This is a genomic window from Wolbachia endosymbiont of Bemisia tabaci (assembly GCF_003999585.1).
GTDB lineage: Bacteria > Pseudomonadota > Alphaproteobacteria > Rickettsiales > Anaplasmataceae > Wolbachia.
In genome coordinates this window covers 316902-337024 of record NZ_CP016430.1, presented here as the reverse complement: position 1 = coordinate 337024, position 20123 = coordinate 316902, and the positions used below count along the sequence as shown (strand labels likewise).

Genomic DNA, 20123 nt, shown 5'->3' with positions numbered 1-20123 from the left:
TTTCACCACTTTGTAATCTTTCTCCCTGGAAAATTCCTAAAGGCCTTTCAAAGTACCCATCATAATAGCATTTTGTTAAGATTTTAAATATAATTATGTCTATATTAAGTAGATTGCTTGGAGTTAATACAACTATACTGAAAGTTAAAGAAGCGATAGGTTTTAATCCAAAAAACGTAGGGTTGATTGAAGGAAATGGAGTTACTTATGGACTCAGCTATCAAGATAACGGCAATGGAAGCAGTAGAGTAAAGTTACTTATTAGCCCATTATATCAATCAAAAACATACGAGTGTGATACAGGTGTCAACGTAGCAAATGAATTTAAGAGCCAATTATCTCCCGCACTAATAGAAAATTCAGCTGAAGTAGATAAAGTTGGAGTTATCTTTCCTACAGAAGAAATTAACAAAAAAGAAAAGTGCATCAAAGGCTTAACATTCAACACCTACGAAATCAAGCATTCAACTAATATTCCCTTAGTTGAATACGTAGGAAAAGTAAAATTATACAAGAACATTAACAAAGATAATGATGCAAATGAAGGCAATAGTTACTTTCAACCAAAAGCAGTAAAAGTTGGTAATGGTAATGTTGTTGTAATTGCTCATAACTTAAAGGATCAAGCTTTAGTTTCTTGGTATTTAGAATCGAAAGGAGATGGAAAGTTCAGACCTTTACCTGGAGCAAAGCACATTATAGAAAGAAAATTATTCAAGTTTGATAATCCAGGGCAATTAGTACTAGATGAAAATACGATGCTTTATTCGCAAGTGAGACCAAACGTTCCTGAAAATCAAGAAGTAAGAACAAATATTTTTAAGTTCGATATGTCTAAAGTGGTTGAGGATCTGAAAAGTGGAAAGAAAGATGAATGTTTGCTTAGCAAGAGATGTCAGGTAGATAATAAAGCACTATCTCTTTCCAGAGAATATGAAATAAGCTTTTTACAGTATGTGAAACAAACTGAAGGCGATGATCAGGTTGCTTTTCTTGCGAAAAAACAATCTTCTAATACGCAAGAATTGCATTTAGCAAGCCTTGCTAAGAAAGGACTCAAATCAAATTTTACTGTTTGTGAATGTGAAGATCCTATAGAACAATTGTATGTTAAAGACAATGGCCAAGGAGGTTTTATCGTCACTGCGGTAAGTGGAGAAAGTATCATAACTTTTAATAGAGAGAGCTCTGGAAAATCTTCTGAAGCAACAATAATACCGGCAAGTAGTATTAAAGCTCTCAGTGATTTTGTTAATATCATTAACGGTCGATTGACGCCTAATATTATTTCCAGCAGTACTGTATCTCCTATAACTACTACGAAAACAGTTGTGACTTCTAAAGAGAGGTCAACTGCTGCAATTACCGATATAAAAATAACTGACGCTTTGAAGACTACTAAACTGACAACAGAAGCCGTTGCACCTACTTCTACAATAAGTAAACCTTTAACAGAGTCAACAACTCAAGCAAGTACAGTAACAGTGGGGCCAACAACAGTAGCAAAAACAACTACTACTCCACAAGCGACCACAGTTACTACAACGTCAACTAGTGCACCGATAGTAACTTCAGAAACTGAGACAAGTACTGTAAAATCTACAGCAGCGACTGTTGGATCAACTTTTACAGCAAGCAGTACTACGATGAGTAAGCCTTTAGCAAAATTAACAACTAAGATGAGTACGTCATCAGAACCAACAACAGTAGCTGAAACTATTGCGACCTCACGAGCAACTATGATTACTACAATGCCAACTAATGCGCCAACAACAAACTCAGAGAAAACTGTACAAACATTGTCCATTATGCCAAGTACTAGAACAAAAGCAACAACTACTCTGCTCACTACAACTTTACTTCCTCAAACTACTCCTTCATCACAGCCTACTCAGCTTGCTATAGAGTCTAATAGGGCAGGAATGATAGGTGGGTCTTTGGTTGGAGCGATAATAAGTATTGCTGGAATTATAGGATTCATAGCATACAAATATGTTAAGGGTCGTAATTCTGCCCCTGTGTTAGAACTAACTAATTTCAATGATAGAAGGCGATCATCTTCAAGTGGCAATAGCGATGAAGAAATTTTTATCGCTAATAACAGAATGAGACATATATCTATGCGAACTATGGATCAATCTGAAACAGTGCTAAACAGTATATCGGTGGAGAGTAGTAGTCGGTCAAGAAGTAGCTCATCGTCTTCAAGCGGTGGACCAGGATCTTGACTGACTGAGCTAGAGTCTAAAAGTGAAAAAAGCTTATCTTGGGATAGCGATGATGTACCGGAATATCACCTTTAGCTATTTGTCTGAATGTTTTTAGTATGTAGACTGTTAGGAAATTTTCTTTTGCTTTTGTGATTTTAATGTTAAAGTATAATTTCTAGGTGAAATAAGTAGCTGCTGTTGTGTGATAAACACAGCAGAGGAAAGTCCGAGCTCCAAGAAAAGGTAGTGACGGGTAACGCCCGCCGGAGGTAACTCCAGTTATAGGGCTACAGAAAATTACCGCCTAAAATATTATTAGGCAAGGGTGAAAAGGTGTGGTAAGAGCGCACCATAACAATGGCAACATTGGTAGTCAAGTAACCAACACTAGGAGCAAGATTAAATAGAAGTAGATTTTATGTTTTTCTCATATCTACTCGGGTAAATCGCATGAAGTAAATGGTAACATTTACTCCAGATAAATAGCTACATAAACAGAACTCGGCTTATATTTCACCTAGGCAATGCATGAATGTCAGCCGTACTATGTAAATGTATCAAACATTTCACATATCCTATACGCTCAATTTGACCACCTATATTCCTTTTACTTCTTGGCTTATCTCTTTTTGTATTTCCTTTTGAACTTAACAAAGCTTTTCCTTTAACTCATCACCCTCTATCTCTAGAACCTTATTTTCTTACCTATAACTTTTTAGCTTAGCTTCCAACTTTTCTATTTTTTGCTGCAAGTCTTTATAAAGTTCTAAAAGACTAACCACGTTACCTCACTTTTACGATTGGTTTTTATCTTATTTCATCTACCTATTTTGTTGCTTCAATAAATGGGTGAATAAAGCATTTCATGCGTTGTCCTTCACTTGTTCTGCTTGATAGTCACTACTGCTTTCGCTTATATTAGCACTAGAGTATTCTTCATCGTCAACATACTCTTTTAGAACATATCCTCTACCCCAAACGGTTTCTATGTGGCTTATTCCATCATTTGCACTTTCAAGTTTTTTACGTAATTTACACATAAAAACATCAACTATTTTGTTGTCTGAAGGTTCGTCCAAGCCATTGTAAAGATGGTTTAAAAACATTTCTTTTGTCAACACTGCTCCTTTACGTAATGCCAGCAATTCTATCATGGAATACTCTTTGTTAGTAAGGTGAACTGTTTTGCCTTTTACCTCAACAATCCTGTGATCAAAGTTGATATTCATATTACCAATCTTTATCACTGATTCGGGATGACCTTTAGTACGTCGGACTATGGCCTTAATTCGAGCTAATAATTCGCTCTTGTGAAATGGCTTGGTTAAGTAATCGTCGGCACCATACCCAAGTCCTTTAGCTTTATGGTTGGCAGCGGAGATACACGAAAGTATTAAAACAGGAACTTTGATTTTTGCACTTCTTAATCTTAGCAATATATCATATCCGTCAATATCACCAGGCAAGTGTATATCTAAAATAACTAGGTCATAGTAATCTCCGTTTGAAGAAACCATATTATTGTTATAATCTTGTGCAGAAGTAACAACGTCGCAAAAATGTCCATCAGAAGTTAAGGCATTAACTACAGTCTTTGCACTTACTTGATCATCTTCAATTAATAATATACGCATATTTTACACCCCATAAATAATTTATAATTTTAGTAATATATATAACCAAGGAAAGTAACAAATCAAATTTTTATTAATGAATAATAGAAATTACACTTATTAATTAATAGTTAATGTGTTGTTCCAAAATTATACAAACAGATCTAAAATACAATAGATATACTATAATAATACTATTTTTAGTAAATATTGAATAGAAGCTATTTTTATTAAAAGAATACTTAGGTTAATAGATATTTAAACTATTTTATACTTTTATGTTATATTTTTAATTTACTTATTCTATAGTTTTAAATTATAAGTAATAATTTCAGGAATATTGAGTGGTAATATCAGTTTTAGGTGCTGGCGCATGGGGTACAGCAATTGCGATTTCATTAAGTAGTAAGAAAAATGTAATTTTGTGGACTCGCAATAAGGCCATATTTGAATCAATTAAAGAGAAAAGAGAAAGTGACAAGCTACCTGATTATCCAATTTCTGATAATGTGTCAGTAAAATTAGCTATTGAAGATGCAGTTAATGCTTCAGTAATAATTCTAGCTGTTCCCACTCAGTCTCTAAGGGAGGTATGTCAGCAATTGTATAATTGTAATCTGAAAAAAGATGTAGCAATAATTTTAGCTTGTAAGGGAATAGAAGAATCTACATTAAAATTACCTAGCGAAATAGTAAATGAAGTTTTACCTAACAATCCTATTGCTATTTTTTCAGGCCCTAGTTTTGCTATAGAAGTTGCAAAAAAATCGCCCTATTCAATGGTTCTTGCGTGCCAAAATAACACATTAGGTTCAAAGCTAGTATCGGAGCTGCAACAAGAAAATGTTAAGTTGGAGTTTAGTAACGACATTATAGGAGTACAGATTTGTGCAGCATTAAAAAATGTTTTTGCTATAGCATGTGGAATTATTTTTGGTAGAAAACTCGGGTTTAATACTCATGCAGCGTTGATTACAAAAAGTATGAATGAAATTAAAACTTTGTACTTAGCAAAAGTTGGTAACAACAATATCAACATGGATACTTTGCTCGGTCCTTCATGTTTAGGTGATTTAGTAATGACATGCACATCCTTGAATTCAAGAAACCTATCTTTTGGGTTTAAAATAGGTAATAGTAACAATGGATTTGATGTTCAGCAGATTTTATCAGAAGGTAAGTCGGTAATTGAAGGTTTTAACACTGCTAAGTCTGCATTTGATTTAGCAGAAAAGCTAAAAATAAAAATGCCCATATGTGAAGCGATCTATAGATTGCTATATGAAAATACTTCTATAGAAGATACTATTTCTGTTCTTGTAAATTAGTTTTATATTTCGGTATATTGTGAAATTTTTATATAAATTAATATCAACATGGTGGCTATCTGGCACGGTAAAAAACATGCCAGGTACTATAGGCAGCTTGGCTGCTTACCCAATTGTTCCTATATTACTCAATGACAGAATTTTAGGTACAGCAATTATTTTTTTTTTATTCTTAGTTGGATTATGGTCTACAGGCAATTATATACAACATTACAAAGCTCCGCATGATCCAAAAGAGGTAGTAATTGATGAAGTAGTTGGTCAATTGCTGACAGTACTTCTAGTTTCAATATTATTAGAACAAGAAATGAATAGCTCTGTATTGTTGGTGTGCTTTTTCTCCTTTAGGTTTTTTGATATAATAAAAGTGTGGCCTATAAATTTGATTGATAAAAATACAAAAGGTCCTTTAGGTATTATGCTAGATGATGTTGTAGCTGCAACTTTAGCCTTTGTTTTTATAGGAGCCTTTTATTGTTTATTGTTGGTTTATGCAGAATAAAAAAATTTGTTATTCAAGCTTAATTATTCAGAACCTAAAGGATTATATACTTTATGCAACGAATTTGTCCAAGTGGGAAATACATGATGAATTTGATAATGTTATATTTACAGTAAATGGTACCAGAGAATCATTATTTAATTTTGTGTTTTGTGAAGATCAATGTACTGAGCTTTCCATATGCAGAACTCTAGATTATCTCAAAGCACGAAATATAGAAGCAACATGGATAATAAGTTCACGTATAAAAATAGGGGGTGTTTTAGAAAAATGCGAAATAAAACACGTTAGCACACCAAAAAAAGTTTTACTCAATATAAAAGATTATTTTTTGCCTGATGATGCTGTTCCAAATTTGAAGTTCAATGTTGTAAATAGTAGTGAGCTCTTAGAGCAATTAGATTTACACACTTCTAAAATTTTTTATCACAGAATTAGTATTGTTAGCACATTTTTTCGCCAATTATCGAATTATGATGATAAGAGCTCAAGGTTAAGATTTTTTCTTGTAATGCTAAATAACGAAATTGTTGGAACATGCGGTCTGTATATTCAAGACAGCATAGCTGGTTTTTATAGCGATGGAGTTTTACCAATTTACAGGGGTCGTGGAATAGGAACTCAAATGGTTCTAGAAAGAATAAAGATAGCTAGGCAATTTGAATGCAAATACATAGTAGCACATTGCATGAAACCTTCTGTAAACCTTTATAAGAGATTAGGCTTTAGGGTATTGGGCAATCTTCACTTATATACCTCTTCAGTACAATCTCTTTGCTGAGAGGTTACAAATTTTTCTATTTGTTTTAGAATACTATGTTTTTTTTGTATGAAATAGTTTTACTACTAATTCTAGTATTCTTCTTTTTCTCATATTCTAAATTAAAAATTAGTAATAAAATTAAGGACTTACAACATCAAAATGTTATCATAAATAATTTAATAGATACTGTGAATGATGGATTTTATATTTGGGACGCAAAAAAACGTATAGAAAAATTTTCTCCCAATTTACTAATTTTGCTTAATACTGTTTTTTATTCATTTAATGAGTTTGTAAATTTTTTTGAGCAATCAGAAAGCTTAATTAAAAGTTTTGCTGAGGCAAAGGAAATAAATAAATCTTTTACTCTAGATTTAAAGTCAAAAGACAGTGAGGTTTATTGCACATGTTATGGTAAAAGCATAATAGATTATTCTAATAATGTGATTGGTGTGTTGTTATGGATAAGGAATATCTCCGATTATAAGATAAAAGCTAATGAACTTGAGTTAGAAAATAGTAAGCTTATGCGAGAATTGGAGAACTATAAAAAAATTTTTGACTCTTTACCATTTCCAATACTGAAGCACAATAAGAATAAAAAAGTAAGGTTTTATAACTTATTTTATGATAAATATATAGGCAGCTCTAAAAAATTTACTGTTGCGAGTGGCTCCTATAACGTAAAACCAGGAAAGTGTGTAATAACTTACAAGAACGAACCTAAGGTTTTTAATTTTGTTGAAGTTCCAATGCAAAATTCTAATAGCATAGTAATGTATGGAAAAGATATTAGTGATGAAAAAAAATTACATACTGAGCTAAGCAATTGTTTAGCTGCACAAGAAAGTTTGCTTGAGAAGCTATCGATTGCTGTAGCGATATATGGTAAGAATCAAAAGCTAAAATTTTATAATAATGCTTTTATAAAAACTTTTCAGTTTGATCCAAAATTTTTGGAGTCTTATCCAACTTATCACGAGATTATGCTTCACCTATTTGAATCTAAAAAGCTCTTAGGAAAAAAGGATTTTCAAACTATTAATAATCAAAGACATGAGTTGTTTAAAAGATTACTGGAATCATATGGTGAAACAATACATTTCATGGATGGAAGAACGTTTAGAGTATTAACAATACCCTACGCTTCAGAGTGTCTACTATTTTCTTACGAAGAGTGCCAGAAATAACACTCAAATTCCTTCTCTCTCTACCATAAGCTGTTTTACTTTTGCTATCGCTCTTGCTGGATTAAGCCCTTTCGGGCAGGTTTTTGTACAATTCATTATTGTATGACAACGATACAACTTAAATGGGTCGTTTAAAGAAGCAAGTCTTTCTTCTTTCTTATTATCACGACTGTCAGCAATCCATCTATAAGCTTGCAGTAATATTGCTGGCCCTAAAAATTTATCACTATTCCACCAATAGCTTGGGCAACCAGTTGAACAGCAAGCACATAGTATACAATCAGACAGACCATCCAATTTTTTTCTATCTTCAGGAGATTGAAAGTATTCTTTATTTTGTAAGGCAGATTTATCTGTTTGTAACCAAGGTTTAATTGATTTGTATTGCTCATAAAATTGGCTTAGATCTGGAACTAGATCCTTTACTATATACATATGAGGTAGTGGATATATTTTTACTTCACCTTTTATATCATGTATAGATTTAGTGCATGCAAGAGTGTTGGTACCATCAATATTCATTGCACAAGATCCGCATATTCCTTCTCTGCAAGAGCGTCTAAAAGTTAAGGTTGAATCTATTTCATCCTTTATTTTTATTAATGCATCAAGTACCATAGGACCACAATTATCCATATCGATAAAAAATGTGTCTATTCTTGGATTTTTATCATCATCAGCAGACCAACGATAAATTTGAAATCTTCTAATATTTTTTGCTCCAGTAGGAGTAGGATAAACCTTGCCCTTTTTATTAACTTTAGAATTTTTTGGTAAAGAAAACTGAACCATATTGCTTACCTTTTACAGCTAAAACCCCTTTTTTGTAGATAACATATTTTGATATTATCTACCATACTTTTCCTTTTCAAATTCAAGCAAAGCTAAAATCTTGCTCTCTAAACTTTTCATTATAATTTCTTCATCTTCTTTTTGATGATCATAGCCAAGTAAATGCAGCAATCCATGAACTAACATGTGTGCAGTGTGAGTGAGGATAGATATACAGTACTCATGAGACTCTCTTTCTATTGTATCTACTGCAATTGCTATGTCTCCTAGATCACATTCACTAGATAACTGTTCGCATGGAAATGATAGTACATTAGTTGGCTTATCTATTTCTCTAAACTTAAGATTAAGTTGATGTAGCAAGTTATCATCAGCGAGAACTATTGATATATTTGGTTTATAATGATCTATTTTTAATTCTTTTAGAGAAGCGTTAATAATATTTAATACAAAACTCTGTGGGTCCTTCGTAATACTATGCCACCTCTTATCAAGAATATTTACTTCTAACATGAATAAAGCACCAGAAAGGACATTATCCCATCACTTGACATTGGAACCCCAAAAAGAAGAATTATAGACCATCGTATCATACACACAACTATACGAATATTGTACACTAGAAGTATGTCATCCCAGTGCTCCGACACTGGGATCCAGGAATTCTGATTAGACATTAGGTGAGTGAATATAAAAGCTATATTAAAACACAACATTTTTAATGTGGTTGCATTACAGCTGGATTCCAGTGTCAAGCACTGCTTTGTGTTTGATGAAAAATCGGCTACTTCGAAACAAATACTCATACAGCTGTATGTTGTGTGCTGAGGTAATATTGTTTGGCAACAGGTATTACACATCACTCATCCTTATTATTTCATTCCACTCAGTCTCTAAAACTGGAGAAACTGATAAACGTGATTGTTTTAATATAATCATATTTTTCAAAAGTGGGTTTTGTTTTATACTGTTTAACGTCACTTGGTTACTTAAAGGTTTCAAAAGTTTTACATTCACTAGTCCAAATTTGGAATTATAAACATGATAATACTCCTTTAATACTTCAACTATTCCAAGTATAACTCTCTCTTTACCTGTATGATAAAAAAATGCAAGATCGCCTAATTTCATAGCTCTCATGTAATTTTGAGCTTGATAATTGTATACACCATTCCACTGTGTCACCTGCTCCTTTCCCATTTTTTGCCACGAGTATTCGCTTGGCTCTGACTTTAGTAGCCAAAATTGCATTATTTTTTTCTTCTTAGATAAGCTGGTATATCATAAACGTTGCTGCCCCACTTAACTCTTTCATTTGTTTGCTCAGTTGAAGCATATTCTTTTGTTTCTGATATTGGAATTTGATTATAAGGCCATTTAAAATTTTTTTCCTCTGCTGGGATCTTGTTTTGATTAACAGATGAATTGTCGTTACAGCTATCAATGCCAGTTGCAAGAACAGAAACTCTAACTCTTCCCTCCATCGCCTGATCAAAAGTAGCACCAAATATTATATTTGCATTTTCATCCACTTCTTCACGCACTCTATTGGCTGCAGCATCAACTTCAAATAGAGTCATATCTCCACCACCAGTAATATTAATCAATATTCCTTGTGCACCTTTCATTGATACATTATCAAGTAATGGATTAGATATCGCAGCCTCTGCAGCGCTAATTGCCCTATCTTCTCCTTCTGCCTCTCCAGTACCAATCATTGCTTTACCCATCTCACTCATTACTGTTTCTATATCAGCAAAATCAAGATTAATCAGTCCTGGCATGATCATCAAATCAGTTACTCCTCTTATGCCAATATGCAGAACATTATCGGCGAGTTGAAATGCGTCAGCAAATGTAGTTTTCTCGTTAGCAATTCTAAATAAATTTTGATTGGGAATGACAATAAGTGTATCTACGTATTTTTGCAATTCTTCAAGTCCAAGCTCTGCAATGCGCATACGTCGCACACCTTCAAAACCGAACGGCTTAGTTACAACTCCAACAGTCAGTATCTTTTTTTCTTTTGCTCCTTTATCTTTAACTACCGCTCTTGCTTCTCTGGCTGCTTTTGCAATTACCGGTGCAGCACCTGTTCCAGTACCACCACCCATCCCTGCTGTGATAAAGAGCATATGGCTATCTTTTATATGCTCCATAATTTCATCAATTGATTCTTCTGCTGCACCTTTACCAACATCAGGCAAAGCACCAGCACCAAGACCCTTAGTTAAGTTGATACCAAGTTGAATTTTTTTATCACATAATGACTTCTCTAACGCTTGAGCATCGGTATTTGCTACAACAAAATTTACTCCTTGTAAATTGGATTGAATCATGTTGTTCACAGCATTTCCACCAGCACCACCCACTCCCACAACGGTAATCCTTGGGTGTAATATAGGTAGTTCTGGTAAACTAAGGTCGATTGACATTTAAATTTTACTCAAATATTAGTGAATTCACTTGATAACAAGTTACTATCTTTTTAACAATATGCAAACATTTTTCATTTTGATATATGCAAATAGTAAACAAGATTTACTTATTCTTAACATTATTAATCAGTAGCAAATAGTAAACAAGATTTACTTATTCTTAACATTATTAACCAGTAGATGTAATGATTATAGACTTTCAAATAACACTACTTAAGATGCAAAAAAAAATTGTAAAAAAGGGATAGAAGCCTATCCCTTTTCTTGATTTTTGTTAAAAATTAATTAACAACTTGTGCATTTCCTAAGCCAAGTACTTGCTTAATATCATTTAGTTTAGTATCTGGTTCTGTAATATTACTGTTATTCAGCACTTCTGCTACTTTCTCAACTTGAGCTGCCTTATTACTGTTTTTATATGCATACACAGGTGCAGCTATTAAAGCTGTTACTGCAGCAAGAACTACCAAACTAGCAATGAGTGGATGAGCAACTGCAAATGCAGACATTGCAGTAATCGCAGGACTAACAAGTGTTGCAGCTTTTGTTCCAACTGTACCAACAAAAGTTGCATAAGCTGGACTTAAGAAATAAGCAGCTGTAAGTGAAGTTACTAGTGCAATTGCTGCAAAAGTAGCAGCTGTTTTATACGGATTTTCTTTTACAAGACCCCAACCTTGCACAGGAACTTCTTTAACTGCTGACCAAAGTCCTTCATTTTTATATTTATTTTTTATTGTTTCAATTTTAGCCATAACTCTACTCCAAAAATATTAAAATTTCACTAAAGATGATATATGATAAAAAAAGCTGCCCGTCAAGTAAATGAATTTATTTATACATTCTTATTCTGTAATTTAGCGCTTCAGCGATGTGTGCTCTCTTGACTCTTTCACTTTTTGCAAGATCTGCAATCGTTCTTGCAACTCTTAATATGCGCACATAACCCCGATTGGAAATATAGTTTTCTTTTAGCACATATTTTAGTAATTCTAACCCTTCCTCATCTGGCTCAGTTAATGCTTCACCACTTACTTCTGCATTACAACGAATATTCAATCTACTATAACGCTCAGCTTGAATTTTTCTCGCTGCTATTACTCTTTTTCTAATATTTTTAGTGTTTTCTCCCTCTGAAGAAATTTCAGGAGAGAGTATACTGACGTTTGGCATTTCAATGCATATATCTATTCTATCAAGCAAAGGCCCTGATATTTTATTTCTATAATCTGTGCCACACTTTGGAGCTTTGCTACATGATCTACTTGCATCACCTAAATAACCGCACCTGCAAGGATTCATTGCAGCTATAAGTTGAAAGTTAGCTGGATAGGTAATGTGCGCATTTGCACGTGCAATAGTTACTTTTCTATCTTCAAGTGGTTGGCGCAAAGAATCAAGCACAAGCCTTGGAAATTCAGGTAGCTCATCAAGAAATAACACGCCATTGTGAGCCATGGTGATTTCTCCAGGCTTTGCATTTTTTCCTCCTCCTATCATCGCTGACATCGAGCATGAGTGATGAGGTTCACGAAAGGGACGAGTTACTTTAAATGTTTCGTTACCGGCTTTTGTTATGCTAGAGATAATATTAACATCAATCATCTCCTGCTCAGTCAAATCAGGTAATAGCCCTATAAATCGCTTAGCAAGCATTGATTTTCCAGTACCAGGAGGTCCAACAAGAAGCATATTGTGTCCACCTGCTGCTGCAATTTCAGCTGCTCTTTTTGCAACAACTTGACCTTTAATATCCTTTATATCTGGAACTGAATTTTTTTCTTTGGGTGCAGCGCTATAGTTAAAAGTTACCGGCTGAATTAACTGCTCACCCTTAAAATGTCTGATAATATCGGTTAATTTCTCTATAGCTAGAATAGAAACATTCTTTACCCATGAAGCTTCTACTCCATTTCCCCTTGGGCAAATTATTCCTTTATTTGCCTGTTTTGCATTGATTGCTGTTGGAAGTACTCCTGAGATTGGTATGACTCTGCTGTCTAGTGCAAGCTCGCCCATAATTATATAAGACTGAACTTTTTCAACTGGTATCACATTCATTACAACAAGTAATCCAACGGCAATAGCTAAGTCATAATGACTACCTTCTTTAAGCAAATCCGCAGGGGAAAGATTAACTGTGATTCTTTTTGGAGGTAACAGAAGATTGATTGAATTTAACGCTGCTCTGATGCGCTCTCTGGATTCTGCAACAGTTTTATCCGGCAGTCCAACAATATTAAAAGCTGGAATACCATTTGCCATGTGAATTTGTGCATTAACATTTACTGTGCTGGTTCCCTGAAGTGCAACGGTATTTATATTTGCAATCATACTATATTATATAAAGTTATTAATATAGTATATTGACAAAGTAATGAAGTAAACAGTAGCTGTTAAAAGTGGTTTAATTTAGCAAAAAAGTGTAGTACTCTATCACTTTGCTGATTATATATGTTTATAAGAATAATCGCTTTTCTTTTGCTATATTCAAGCGCAGTTTTCTGTAGTGATTGTAACTTTAACTTACCATATCGTGGGCTCAGTTGTGATTTGGATCTATCATATAGAAATTTAAGTAATATAAAGAAATTATTAAATAACAAAGATAAGTTCGTTGCACTTACGTTTGATGATGGACCGTCTTATAATAGAGCAGGAGATATTATTAATATTCTGGAGAGCAATAAAACAAAAGCGACATTTTTTGTGCTTGGTGAGCGTATAAATAAAAAAACATCTGAAATAGTAAACAAAATCCATAAAGCAGGTCATGAATTAGGTAATCATTCTTGGTCGCATAGGAAGTTGACATCACTTTCAAGTGAGGAGCAATTGCAAGAATTGGAAAGGACAAATGTGGCAATTAAAAATGCAACAGAACAGAATGTAAAATGGTTTCGTCCACCATATGGATGTCACAATGATAATTTGATCGAAAATACTAATCGATTAAATATGTGTTCCATACTATGGACAGTTGATTCTCTGGACTGGCAAGGCGATAAATCAGAAATTCTGGTTGAAAGAGTTTTAAGCAATGTACACAATGGAGCGATTATATTGTTCCATGATCACGATAACAAATCAAATACAGTTGAAGCTTTATCTCAGATTATTGAAATACTAAAAAAATCGGGTTACAAACTTGTTACCTTAAGTGAGTGGGAAGAAAGGGTTTGTGATGTAGTGAAAGCTAGAAATGTGTCGATAAAAGGAGAATGAGTGCGTTCTAAAGGAATTCTATGTGGACAAAAAACAAGGTCTTCAACCGCAGGGCATTCATATTAGGTGGTATTCAGCTTACTATTTCTGCTATTTTTAGTTATAGGTTGTATACTTTACAAGTACGAGATAGACAAAAATATGAAGTGCTATCCAATAATAATAGGATAAAAGTTGTTACTATTGTGCCTAAACGAGGCAGGATTTTGGATAGGAATAGCGTTGAACTCGCAGTAAACAAAATTTCGTATATTGTTTTATTTGATGGGCAAAAAACCTTGACTAGGGAAGTTGATTTGCAGATGTTATCAGAAATTAAACCTGATATAACAAAATCATCAGATACAAAAATGACTGCTCTTTATAAACGTTATTACCCGTTTGGTTCGATATGTTCTCATATAATCGGATATACAAAAAAACAGCAAGACATAAATGAAGCAGGGGTTAGTGGAATTGAATATACATATGATCATGTATTAAAAGGCAAGACCGGAAAATCTGAGCAGGAAATAAATTCTAAGAAGCGTATCATGAGAGAGTTATCTAGCATACCGCAGCAAGATGGACAAGATATACAACTGACAATTGATGTTGATTTACAGAAGAAAATTGCAGAGATATTTAAAGATCACCAAGGTTCCACAGTGGTAATTGATGTAAATAACGGAGAAATTTTAGCATTATATAATTCACCTTCTTACGATAATAATCTTTTCACTAGCAGATTATCAAATGAAACTTGGAAAAATTTAAACAATCCTTCATTACCGCTTGTAAACCGTGCATTATCATATCAAATTCCACCTGGTTCAATATTTAAAATAATAGATGCGCTTGCGGGTTTAAAAGATGGAATAATAACACCAGAAGAAAAGTTCTCGTGTAGGGGCTATATGAAAATAGGTGAACGAAAATTTCGTTGCCTAAAAAGCAAAGTCCATGGATATGTATCTTTAAACGAGGCAATGGCCTTCTCATGCAACACTTACTTTTATAATATAGGAAAAAAAATAAATGTAGATTCTCTACTAGAAATGGCTAGCAAATTTGGTATAGGAAGTGGACCATTAATTGGAATGTTTAAGGAAGAAGCTCCGGGATTGTTGCCTGACATGAATTGGCGTGCACGCAAGCTATATTCAGAGTGGTATTTAGGTGATACCATTAACTTAGTTATAGGACAAGGATATTTACTTACAACGCCATTACAGCTTGCGGTTCTTGCAGCGAGGGTTGCAACAGGAAAGGAGGTAATTCCCCACATTGAGATGAGTAAATCAGGGCAAGACTTTCTTGATATTGATGTGAATCATGAGCATCTTAGTGTGGTTCGAAAAGCTATGTTTGACGTGGTGAATTCTAACTATAGAAAAGGACTAGGCAGTATACAAATTGCTGGCAAAACCGGTACACCAGAGATAAACTCTAAAGGTGAAAGTCATAAATTGTTTATCGCTTATGGCCCCTACCATGATCCGCGCTATGCAATCTCAGTGTTTATAGAACATGGTAAAACTCCACGCCAAGATGTTGCAATTGCTAGTGAGATATTGCAATATATGCTTGAAAAATGAACTTATGAAATTGCCATATATGTTACTTGTAATTTATATATTCAAATCAGAGCTTTGAGGTTAAAAAAAAGAAACGAAAATTGCATAAACCTTTTCAATTTAGTGCTTTAATGTTTCTGATGAAGGGAAGGTATTATCCTTATTTTCTATGGATCTAGACACACTAATTTCGTTATTATTATCAATTGAAGTAATAGGGTGCATCAAAGCAACTTTTATAACTTCATCAATATTCTCAGCAAAAGTTACATTGATTTCTTCTTTTATATTTGCAGGAATCTCCTGCATATCTTTCTCATTTTCACTTGGTATAATCACAATTTTGATTGATCCTCTTAGCGCAGCAAGCAATTTTTCTCTCAAACCCCCAATAGCCAACACTCTACCACGCAATGTTACTTCACCTGTCATAGCAACACTTTTGTTAACTGGTATATTTGTCATAAGAGAAACAATAGATGTACATACTGCACTGCCAGCAGAGGGACCATCTTTTGGCACAGCACCTTCAGGTACATGCAAATGTATATCATTATTTTGGAATTTTTCGGGTTTTATACCGAAAAATAAACAATTTGATCGCACATAACTATACGCAGCTTTTATAGACTCTTGCATAACTTCTCCAAGCTTTCCTGTGTATTTTATTTCCCCCTTGCCCGGAACTAGGACTGACTCTATCATTAAAATATCACCACCTGTTTCAGTATAGGCGAGACCAGTTACTACCCCTACCAAACTCTCATTTTCTGCAATGCCAAAGGTATACTTACGTACCCCTAGATAATCTTGTAAATTACCAACCTCTACGGATATTTTCTTATTTTTATCAGTTAATATTGCTTTAACTGCCTTTCTCATGAGTTTTGCAAGTTCCCTTTTCATGCTTCGCACGCCGCTTTCACGTGTATATAAACGTATCAACTCGTATAATGCTTCATTAGTTATTTTCCACTCCTTCTGATGCAAACCATGCTCTTTTTTTAATTTTGGAATAAGGTGATGCGTAGCAATACTGATCTTCTCATCTTCGCTATATCCAGATAATTGTATAATTTCCATCCTATCACGCAAAGGATGCGGTAAATTTAAGCTGTTTGCCGTGGCTACAAACATTACACTTGAAAGATCAAATTCAACTTCCAAGTAATGATCCGTAAAGTGTTTATTGTGCTCAGTATCCAAAACCTCAAGTAATGCAGATGCAGGATCACCACGCGAATCAGAACCCATCTTATCTATTTCATCAAGCAGAAAAAGCGGGTTGCATGAATTAGCTTTTTTCATGTGTTGAATGATTTTACCAGGCATTGAGCCAATATAAGTTTTTCTGTGTCCTCGTATTTCAGACTCATCACGTATACCACCAAGAGATATGCGAACAAAATCTCTTCCTACTGCTTTTGCCATAGACTTAGCTAAAGAAGTTTTACCAACACCAGGTGGTCCAACTAAGCAAAGTATAGGACCCTTTATCTCTTTTACTCTCTTTAATACTGCTAAAAATTCTATTATTCTATCTTTTACTTTCTCTATGCCATAATGATTTTCATCTAAGATTTTTTTAGCCGCATTTAAGTTAATTTTTGCATCTTTGTACTTTCCCCATGGCAAATCAAGCAACCAATGCAAGTAACTAGATATAACTGTTGCTTCAGGAGAAATGGGATTCATTTTCTTATATTTCTTTAAGTCAGTTATGGCTTTCTTTTTTGCTTCCTCAGAAAGCTTTGTTTCATTTATCTTTTTTTCAAATTCATTGAGTATATTCCCTTCATCTCCATTTTCAAACTCACCTAATTCTTTCTGTATAGCTTTTAATTGCTCATTAAGGTAGTAAAATTTTTGAGTACTTTCAACCTGTGATTTAATTGTCTTATACAAGCGGTTTTGTGCACTCAAAATACTTATTTCTCTCTCAATAAGAGCAAAAACTTTTTTTAAACGCTCTTTTGGGTTATAAACTTCAAGTATGTTTTGCTTATCTGATACCTTTATATTTAAGTGCGAAGCTATCATATCTACAATTTGATTAACCTCTTTAACTTGATCAATGGGGTCAATAATAATCTCGGGTCGACTTTTCTTGCTTAGTTTACACCAATTGTCGAATGCATCTATAACAGAACGCCTTAAAGCTTCTAAATCAATATTATCTTCATTTTCTCCATACTCATAATGACCATCTAACGCTACTCTGGCCTGTAACAAAGTGTGAGAGCTAATATATTCTATAACTCTTCCCCTTCTTACCCCATGAATCATGACTTTTACTGCATTGTCAGGCAGTTTTATTAATGGTTGTATAATGTTTGCTAACACGCCTACTTCATAAAGATTCTCTGGTTCTGGATTATCAATAGAACCATCTTTTTGTGCTATGAGAAAAATCTCGTTTTGGTGACTACTGCTACTTATTGCATACTCTAGTGCATGAACAGATTTTTCTCTACCTACGAATAAAGGCAACATTATATTTGGAAAAATTACTACATCTCTTAGAGGTAATACTGGTAATACAGTAGAATTAAAGTTTACAGCACGTCCAATACTCATAATATATGCCTCAAATTAATCATTAACCGTTATAACACTACCCTTATTATTATGATTAATCGTCGCTTTGCCTAATTCTACCATTTTCTTAGTAACCGTTATAGTGCTACCTTCAAAACCTCCGTTGCCGGATATATACATAACATCAAGTAAAAGTGACTCTAAGATAGCACGTAATATTCTTGCACCTGTTTTATAGCTTATAGCTTTTTTAGCAATAGCTGATATTGCTTCATCTGAAAACTCAAGGTTTACTTTACTAAATGCAAGCAATGCTTTATATTGTTTTACTAGCGCATTTCTTGGCTCTGTCAACACATGTATTAAATCCTCGTGATCCAGCTCATCTAAAACAGCAGTTATTGGAACCCGTCCTACAAATTCGGGTATCAAACCGAATTTGATTAAGTCCTCAGGTTGAGCATCGCATAAAGCATTTTTTTTCTTTTGTGCTTTAGACTGACTTATATCTGCTCCAAAGCCAACTGATGTTCCCTTTTTTCTTGCCTCAATAATTTTATTTAGGCCTTCAAAAGCTCCTCCACAAATAAATAGTATGTTACTAGTGTCTACTTGTATAAACTCTTGTTGCGGGTGTTTTCGCCCTCCTTGTGGAGGAACATAAGCAACCGTACCTTCCATGATTTTTAGTAGAGCTTGTTGGACCCCTTCACCTGAAACATCACGGGTTATTGAAGCGCTTTCAGACTTTCTTGTGATCTTGTCTATTTCATCGATAAACACTATACCATGCTGTGCCTTTGCAACATCATAATTTGCAGCTTGTAATAGACGTGACAACACGCTTTCTACATCATCACCTACATAACCTGCCTCAGTCAAAGTTGTCGCATCGGCCATAGCAAATGGCACATCTGAAACTTTAGCAAGTGTTTTTGCTAGCAAAGTCTTACCAGAACCAGTAGGGCCAATAAGCATTATATTTGACTTCTCAATTTCAATATCACTTATAGAATGAAGTTGCACCATGGATTGACAATGGTTATACATAGCCACAGATAAAACGTGTTGCGCATGTTCCTGACCTACAACATGCTTACTAAGAAAATTTTTTATATCTTCAGGTTTCTTTAGTAATAGCTTCATATCAGATATATGATCTGAATTAAAAGCTCTCTCTTTCTTTTGACTTATTGCTTTATGGGATAACTCTATGCATTCATTACAAATGAACACCTTTAAACCATCTGAAGAGTTAGTAATCAACTTATCTACTTCGTTTTGTGCCTTGTTACAAAAAGAACAGTAGTGTAAATCATTATTGTTATCCATTAAACTACCTTTTGTTTAACTTTAATATTTTCAATCTTCATATCTTTACGCTCAGCTATTACTCTGTCAATTAAGCCAATTTTCATTGCTTCTTCAGGATCCATGAATTTATCTCTTTCCATCATTCCTTCAATTTTCTTTAGTGAATTTCCAGTATGTTTTTCATAAATTTGATTTAGTTTTTTCTTAACTCGCAAAATTTCATTAGCATGTATCTCTATGTCAGTTGCTTGACCTTGATAACCACCAGATGGCTGATGTATCATAATTCTTGAATGAGGTAGCGAGTAACGTTTACCCTCCGCACCAGCTGTAAGCAACAAAGAACCCATAGATGCAGCTTGACCTATACACAAAGTTGAAACGTCTGGATTTATATACTGCATTGTATCGTAGATCGACAAACCAGCAGTTACAACACCACCTGGTGAGTTAATATACATACAAATGTCTTTATCGGGATTTTCCGATTCTAAAAATAAAAGCTGTGCTACTATTACGCTGGCCATGTTGTCTTCAATAGGACCAGTTACGAAAATTATTCTTTCTTTTACTAGCCTTGAATATATGTCATAAGCCCGCTCACCGCGACTAGTTTGTTCAACTACAATTGGTATAAGAGTCATACCTTTTCCT

General features: G+C 34.0%; 17 protein-coding genes, 1 other RNA gene and 1 pseudogene. 8 read left to right on the top strand and 11 right to left on the bottom strand.

Translation table 11 applies throughout. The features are described 5' to 3' along the window. The first annotated feature begins 95 nt into the window (after positions 1-95). Positions 96-2228, top strand: a complete 2133-nt coding sequence (locus BBB02_RS01525; protein ID WP_127463744.1) for a hypothetical protein — start codon at positions 96-98, stop codon at positions 2226-2228. 157 nt (positions 2229-2385) lie between these two features. Continuing rightward, an RNA gene (gene rnpB / locus BBB02_RS01520) (RNase P RNA component class A) lies at positions 2386-2735 on the top strand. Positions 2736-2783: 48 nt separating this feature from the next. Here rnpB and BBB02_RS06325 read toward each other — a convergent pair. Beyond that, a pseudogene (locus BBB02_RS06325) lies at positions 2784-2992 on the bottom strand (IS66 family transposase); the annotation flags it as partial. Between the two features lie 81 nt (positions 2993-3073). After that, positions 3074-3844: a response regulator transcription factor gene (locus BBB02_RS01515; RefSeq protein WP_127463743.1), complete on the bottom strand. Its 771-nt coding sequence runs from the start codon at positions 3842-3844 to the stop codon at positions 3074-3076. 323 nt (positions 3845-4167) lie between these two features. On the opposite strand from BBB02_RS01515, the gene BBB02_RS01510 reads away from it, so the two are divergent. The 4 genes from BBB02_RS01510 (at position 4168) to BBB02_RS01495 (ending at position 7606) form a co-directional block, all read left to right on the top strand. Then, entirely contained in the window at positions 4168-5151 is a 984-nt protein-coding gene (locus BBB02_RS01510) for an NAD(P)H-dependent glycerol-3-phosphate dehydrogenase (protein ID WP_127463742.1), read from the top strand. 76 nt (positions 5152-5227) lie between these two features. Continuing rightward, the gene (locus BBB02_RS01505; protein ID WP_245970155.1) at positions 5228-5653 is read left to right on the top strand and encodes a phosphatidylglycerophosphatase A family protein; all 426 of its coding nucleotides are present in this window, start codon (positions 5228-5230) and stop codon (positions 5651-5653) included. Continuing rightward, positions 5643-6434 (top strand): GNAT family N-acetyltransferase, encoded by a 792-nt coding sequence (locus BBB02_RS01500; RefSeq protein WP_127463740.1) that lies wholly within the window; start codon positions 5643-5645, stop codon positions 6432-6434. Before BBB02_RS01505 ends, BBB02_RS01500 begins: the two co-directional genes overlap by 11 nt. A 35-nt stretch (positions 6435-6469) precedes the next feature. Beyond that, on the top strand, positions 6470-7606 hold the full coding sequence (locus tag BBB02_RS01495; RefSeq protein ID WP_127463739.1) for a hypothetical protein: 1137 nt from the start codon (positions 6470-6472) through the stop codon (positions 7604-7606). A 3-nt stretch (positions 7607-7609) separates the two neighbouring features. Here the strand turns inward: BBB02_RS01495 and BBB02_RS01490 are convergent, their stop codons facing one another. The 6 genes from BBB02_RS01490 to BBB02_RS01460 all read right to left on the bottom strand — a co-directional run bounded on the left by BBB02_RS01490 (position 7610) and on the right by BBB02_RS01460 (position 13170). After that, a complete protein-coding gene (locus tag BBB02_RS01490) occupies positions 7610-8398 on the bottom strand; it encodes a succinate dehydrogenase iron-sulfur subunit (RefSeq protein WP_127463738.1) in 789 nt (262 codons plus the stop codon). A 54-nt stretch (positions 8399-8452) separates the two neighbouring features. After that, positions 8453-8911, bottom strand: coding sequence for an rRNA maturation RNase YbeY (gene ybeY / locus BBB02_RS01485; protein ID WP_127463737.1), 459 nt, complete (start codon positions 8909-8911; stop codon positions 8453-8455). A 339-nt stretch (positions 8912-9250) separates the two neighbouring features. After that, positions 9251-9649, bottom strand: a complete 399-nt coding sequence (locus BBB02_RS01475; protein WP_127463735.1) for an EVE domain-containing protein — start codon at positions 9647-9649, stop codon at positions 9251-9253. Further along, entirely contained in the window at positions 9649-10833 is a 1185-nt protein-coding gene (gene ftsZ / locus BBB02_RS01470) for a cell division protein FtsZ (RefSeq protein ID WP_017532128.1), read from the bottom strand. The genes BBB02_RS01475 and ftsZ overlap by 1 nt, the downstream gene beginning before the upstream one ends. Positions 10834-11117: 284 nt before the next feature. After that, positions 11118-11591: a hypothetical protein gene (locus tag BBB02_RS01465; RefSeq protein ID WP_127463734.1), complete on the bottom strand. Its 474-nt coding sequence runs from the start codon at positions 11589-11591 to the stop codon at positions 11118-11120. A 76-nt stretch (positions 11592-11667) separates the two neighbouring features. Beyond that, entirely contained in the window at positions 11668-13170 is a 1503-nt protein-coding gene (locus BBB02_RS01460) for a YifB family Mg chelatase-like AAA ATPase (protein ID WP_127463733.1), read from the bottom strand. 120 nt (positions 13171-13290) lie between these two features. On the opposite strand from BBB02_RS01460, the gene BBB02_RS01455 reads away from it, so the two are divergent. Both BBB02_RS01455 and BBB02_RS01450 read left to right on the top strand, forming a co-directional pair. Beyond that, positions 13291-14061, top strand: coding sequence for a polysaccharide deacetylase family protein (locus BBB02_RS01455; protein WP_127463732.1), 771 nt, complete (start codon positions 13291-13293; stop codon positions 14059-14061). A 20-nt stretch (positions 14062-14081) separates the two neighbouring features. Then, the gene (locus BBB02_RS01450; RefSeq protein ID WP_127463731.1) at positions 14082-15638 is read left to right on the top strand and encodes a penicillin-binding transpeptidase domain-containing protein; all 1557 of its coding nucleotides are present in this window, start codon (positions 14082-14084) and stop codon (positions 15636-15638) included. Positions 15639-15737: 99 nt separating this feature from the next. Here BBB02_RS01450 and lon read toward each other — a convergent pair whose 3' ends face one another. From lon to clpP, 3 genes are read right to left on the bottom strand one after another with little or no spacing between them, the layout of a single operon-like run. Further along, positions 15738-18194: an endopeptidase La gene (lon, locus tag BBB02_RS01445; RefSeq protein ID WP_127463730.1), complete on the bottom strand. Its 2457-nt coding sequence runs from the start codon at positions 18192-18194 to the stop codon at positions 15738-15740. A gap of 15 nt (positions 18195-18209) precedes the next feature. After that, on the bottom strand, positions 18210-19487 hold the full coding sequence (gene clpX, locus BBB02_RS01440; protein WP_127463729.1) for an ATP-dependent Clp protease ATP-binding subunit ClpX: 1278 nt from the start codon (positions 19485-19487) through the stop codon (positions 18210-18212). Further along, on the bottom strand, positions 19487-20113 hold the full coding sequence (gene clpP, locus BBB02_RS01435) for an ATP-dependent Clp endopeptidase proteolytic subunit ClpP (protein WP_108784694.1): 627 nt from the start codon (positions 20111-20113) through the stop codon (positions 19487-19489). Before clpP ends, clpX begins: the two co-directional genes overlap by 1 nt. Positions 20114-20123 lie beyond the last annotated feature (10 nt).

Excerpts from the sequence above, each read along its gene's own strand:
- BBB02_RS01525 (WP_127463744.1), top strand. The coding sequence starts at position 96 with ATGTCTATATTAAGTAGATTGCTTGGAGTTAATACAACTATACTGAAA.
- BBB02_RS01515 (WP_127463743.1), bottom strand. The coding sequence starts at position 3,844 with ATGCGTATATTATTAATTGAAGATGATCAAGTAAGTGCAAAGACTGTA.
- BBB02_RS01505 (WP_245970155.1), top strand. The coding sequence starts at position 5,228 with ATGCCAGGTACTATAGGCAGCTTGGCTGCTTACCCAATTGTTCCTATA.
- BBB02_RS01500 (WP_127463740.1), top strand. The coding sequence starts at position 5,643 with ATGCAGAATAAAAAAATTTGTTATTCAAGCTTAATTATTCAGAACCTA.
- BBB02_RS01495 (WP_127463739.1), top strand. The coding sequence starts at position 6,470 with ATGTTTTTTTTGTATGAAATAGTTTTACTACTAATTCTAGTATTCTTC.
- BBB02_RS01490 (WP_127463738.1), bottom strand. The coding sequence starts at position 8,398 with ATGGTTCAGTTTTCTTTACCAAAAAATTCTAAAGTTAATAAAAAGGGC.
- ybeY (WP_127463737.1), bottom strand. The coding sequence starts at position 8,911 with ATGTTAGAAGTAAATATTCTTGATAAGAGGTGGCATAGTATTACGAAG.
- BBB02_RS01475 (WP_127463735.1), bottom strand. The coding sequence starts at position 9,649 with ATGCAATTTTGGCTACTAAAGTCAGAGCCAAGCGAATACTCGTGGCAA.
- ftsZ (WP_017532128.1), bottom strand. The coding sequence starts at position 10,833 with ATGTCAATCGACCTTAGTTTACCAGAACTACCTATATTACACCCAAGG.
- BBB02_RS01465 (WP_127463734.1), bottom strand. The coding sequence starts at position 11,591 with ATGGCTAAAATTGAAACAATAAAAAATAAATATAAAAATGAAGGACTT.
- BBB02_RS01460 (WP_127463733.1), bottom strand. The coding sequence starts at position 13,170 with ATGATTGCAAATATAAATACCGTTGCACTTCAGGGAACCAGCACAGTA.
- BBB02_RS01455 (WP_127463732.1), top strand. The coding sequence starts at position 13,291 with ATGTTTATAAGAATAATCGCTTTTCTTTTGCTATATTCAAGCGCAGTT.
- BBB02_RS01450 (WP_127463731.1), top strand. The coding sequence starts at position 14,082 with ATGTGGACAAAAAACAAGGTCTTCAACCGCAGGGCATTCATATTAGGT.
- lon (WP_127463730.1), bottom strand. The coding sequence starts at position 18,194 with ATGAGTATTGGACGTGCTGTAAACTTTAATTCTACTGTATTACCAGTA.
- clpX (WP_127463729.1), bottom strand. The coding sequence starts at position 19,487 with ATGGATAACAATAATGATTTACACTACTGTTCTTTTTGTAACAAGGCA.
- clpP (WP_108784694.1), bottom strand. The coding sequence starts at position 20,113 with ATGACTCTTATACCAATTGTAGTTGAACAAACTAGTCGCGGTGAGCGG.